Origin of the sequence: uncultured Polaribacter sp., assembly GCF_947500975.1 — a bacterium.
In the GTDB taxonomy this organism is placed as follows: Bacteria; Bacteroidota; Bacteroidia; order Flavobacteriales; family Flavobacteriaceae; genus Polaribacter.
In genome coordinates, this window is the sequence record NZ_CANMUE010000028.1 from 1 (window position 1) to 3024 (window position 3024).

Consider the following 3024-nt stretch of genomic DNA (forward strand, 5'->3'; position numbering starts at 1 on the left):
CAGCTTTCATTCGTACAATTTCATTTTGCTGTTTTTTCAAGCGTTTCAGTTTTTCTGAACAATAAATTACAACGTTGCGTGTATACTTAGTGCGGAAATAGAAAGTCAGAAGACTTTCAATTTAGCACGAGGCAAAGCATTTTGTTTGCCTTTATTTTTTTCTGTACTAAAGTCAAATCAAAATGATTTGACGGACTTAGTAAAAATACACAAAACTTTGAATTTAACACTAAACCCCGCATTAATTATACACATTGTTACCTGTTTTTTTTATCATTAAATTCACTAGAAAAAGATTCTAGGTTTAAAAAAGTATATTTTTCACTATTCTTAATTGGATAAGAAGAATAAACTAATGAAATGAATTTTGACCAATTCAGATGATGAGTGTTGTCTATTATGAATTTAGTTGTTTCGATTACATTTTCATTCAGTATAGGGTTTACTTCTTTTCTTAATTTGAACTTGTCCGTAATTCCTCCGCTAAACGGGTTTGAGTAACTTGTAACTTCAAATATCTCGGACTCAGATTTCATTAAATTAATTACATCTTCAACATAAGGACCATAATGATTAAAATACCAACGTATGTCAGTATATTGAGTTTTATAGTCAATAGCGTGTTTCCAATCAATTAAATAGATTAATTTAACTAATCTAGGTTTTGATAATTCGTTAGAATTAGGATACTTTAAGAGTATATATTCAATTATGTTTTTTAGTTTTTTCATAAGTCAAGAGCGTTATTTTCTAATAATTTAACTCCATTATTTTTCTCAATAAACATAACCAACGGTTGTTTTACACCCGCAAGTTTTTCAATGATATGTTCTTTTGTAAATGCACTAGGTTCTAAACTTTCAAATACTAAAACTGCTTTTGGAGAATTATCAAACCCATTGATTCTATAAATAAAAAAATTTCTAGATTTCATATTTAAGTTATCAATAACACTTCTTGAAATTTGATTTATTCCATTAATCTTGTTGTAATATGTTCTTCCATTACTAGCCTTTGGCGAAGGTAGTTCTTGGATGAAAAATTCTCCTTCTGCCCAACCTTTACCTATAAATCCATCAGTAATGGGATATGATGTACGACCTCTTTTTGCTAAATTTGGATTTACCGATGTTCTTCCAATAAGTCTAAACTCATTATTATATGTTTTGTAGACACTAATACGTTCATTATGCGTAAAATTTAAGTTTTTAACTAGTAATTTCAAGTATGAATTAAAAAGTTCATTTGTTTCATTTACAACTTCTGACAATGAATTTTCAAGGTCTCTAATTTTTTCTGATTGTTCTTTGTTTTTTGACTCTAGTTGTGTGTTTTCTACTTGACTAGAAATAGCTTTTACACCAAAAATAAGTGCAAAAACAACAGAAGTATAATAAAGAAATTTACCTAATTCTAGTTTAGGAATACCAAATGCGTTTATTGTCCATTCATTAAGACTAGATATATCTATTATTGTTAATACAACAAAAGAGATGCTTGCTATATAGCTTGATTTATCAAATAACCAGTCTATTAAATTTTTTATTCGGTTTCTCATTTTTCTTAATTACAGGTAACGTTTTATGTGTATGATTTGCTGTGTAAATTTAGCGAAAAATAATTACCTATTACAGACTTTTACGTTTGCGAGGTTTTTCGCAAGAAAAACCGAAAGAAACAGTAAATTATACACGGTGTTGGCAGTAGTATTTTTTTAATTATTATTCAAATTTTATAAATTCCACTTTTGACTTATATTTTTCATATTTTCCTAAATGTATTCTACTATTTTCGGGATTTTTAGATGAATAACTAACTTTAAATTCTTCACCTATGCAATATTTTATTCCATTGTCACATTTTAAGTTACTGCTCACTCTTACTGTTCCTTTGTATTTTTTTCCTTTTACGATATAAGTATATTCAATATAAAATCTTGCTTTGAAGCCAGGTTGAAGCCTAATTATTTTTCCAATAGTTGTCATTTTATTATTCATAATTTCGAGCTCTTTATTAATACTTCTGTAAAGAAGAGCAGAAACTATTATTATGATAATTAAAACTATATATTTTTTTTTCATACTTTTCACTTTCAAGATAGCTTTTTGTTTTCCCTAATTTCTGTATGATTTTTTATAATTAATTTTTTTCGTTCATAATTGTCCAAATTTTCATCTAAAATTTCATTGAGATTTTTTGAATATATACAATCTTGAGAATTTCAATTTTTTATTAAATCATTTACTTTGGCGTTTTGCTTAGCTATTACTGCCAACGTGTTTGTATAATATTAGTTGCGTGGTTTAAGCACTAAAGTTAGCAAATAAATCACAGATAGAAAGTCCGCGAGGACTTTCGTAAACTGGCTAGAACTAGCAATTAATTTTATACGGTGTTGTACACCGTTTTTATTCGGTTGTTTTTTTGTTCAAATAGTTACTGATTTTTTTGAAATTTACAATTAATAAGTACCCAACTAATAAATTCATACCACTACTTATCCAGTAAACATAATCTTCAAGTCTATTGTATTTTAAAATTCCTCTGTTTTCATAAGCTTGGTCAAATCCTTGAGGAATTGACGATTTAAAAGCAAATAAAGTATGACTTAAAAAAGTCGGTATATTTTCGATAAATAGAAAACCTCCAATTATCAGGATTCCAAATTTGATAATGTCTAAACTTTTCAGTCCGCCAAAATCAATTCTTTCTTGGTCAAATCCTTTTTCCAATTTTAAGATATCACTTACTTTGTCAGCTTTCCTTAAGAGTAAATAGAATAACCCAATAATTATTAATGTTGTAATTATTAACCAAATAATTCCAGTGAATTCAATATTCTGAATTACAAATGAAATATTATTCGGAAGTGTTGAAAATAAAGCAGTAATAATTGAGTAAAGTCCAAATATTTTGATAGTTAATATAAAAAAATCTCTTTTTGTCATTGCTGCATTCAAGTTGTTAACGCAACAAACCGTTGCTGATTATTTATGTTACTAAGCTACAAATTTTAGTTCAAAA

The 3024-nt window shown here is 27.2% G+C and carries 4 protein-coding genes; all 4 read right to left on the minus strand.

Going from position 1 to position 3024, the window contains the following annotated elements; genetic code table 11:
- Positions 1-257: 257 nt before the first annotated feature.
- Positions 258-731, minus strand: a complete 474-nt coding sequence (locus Q0733_RS12815) for a Panacea domain-containing protein (protein WP_298782708.1) — start codon at positions 729-731, stop codon at positions 258-260.
- The gene (locus Q0733_RS12820; protein ID WP_298782710.1) at positions 728-1558 is read right to left on the minus strand and encodes a hypothetical protein; all 831 of its coding nucleotides are present in this window, start codon (positions 1556-1558) and stop codon (positions 728-730) included. Before Q0733_RS12820 ends, Q0733_RS12815 begins: the two co-directional genes overlap by 4 nt.
- Before the next feature lie 163 nt (positions 1559-1721).
- The gene (locus tag Q0733_RS12825; protein WP_298782712.1) at positions 1722-2081 is read right to left on the minus strand and encodes a DUF3592 domain-containing protein; all 360 of its coding nucleotides are present in this window, start codon (positions 2079-2081) and stop codon (positions 1722-1724) included.
- Between the two features lie 327 nt (positions 2082-2408).
- Positions 2409-2948, minus strand: a complete 540-nt coding sequence (locus tag Q0733_RS12830; protein ID WP_298782714.1) for a hypothetical protein — start codon at positions 2946-2948, stop codon at positions 2409-2411.
- Positions 2949-3024 lie beyond the last annotated feature (76 nt).

Coding starts and splice junctions, on each gene's coding strand:
- Q0733_RS12815 (WP_298782708.1), bottom strand. CDS start 731: ATGAAAAAACTAAAAAACATAATTGAATATATACTCTTAAAGTATCCT.
- Q0733_RS12830 (WP_298782714.1), bottom strand. CDS start 2,948: ATGACAAAAAGAGATTTTTTTATATTAACTATCAAAATATTTGGACTT.
- Q0733_RS12820 (WP_298782710.1), bottom strand. CDS start 1,558: ATGAGAAACCGAATAAAAAATTTAATAGACTGGTTATTTGATAAATCA.
- Q0733_RS12825 (WP_298782712.1), bottom strand. CDS start 2,081: ATGAAAAAAAAATATATAGTTTTAATTATCATAATAATAGTTTCTGCT.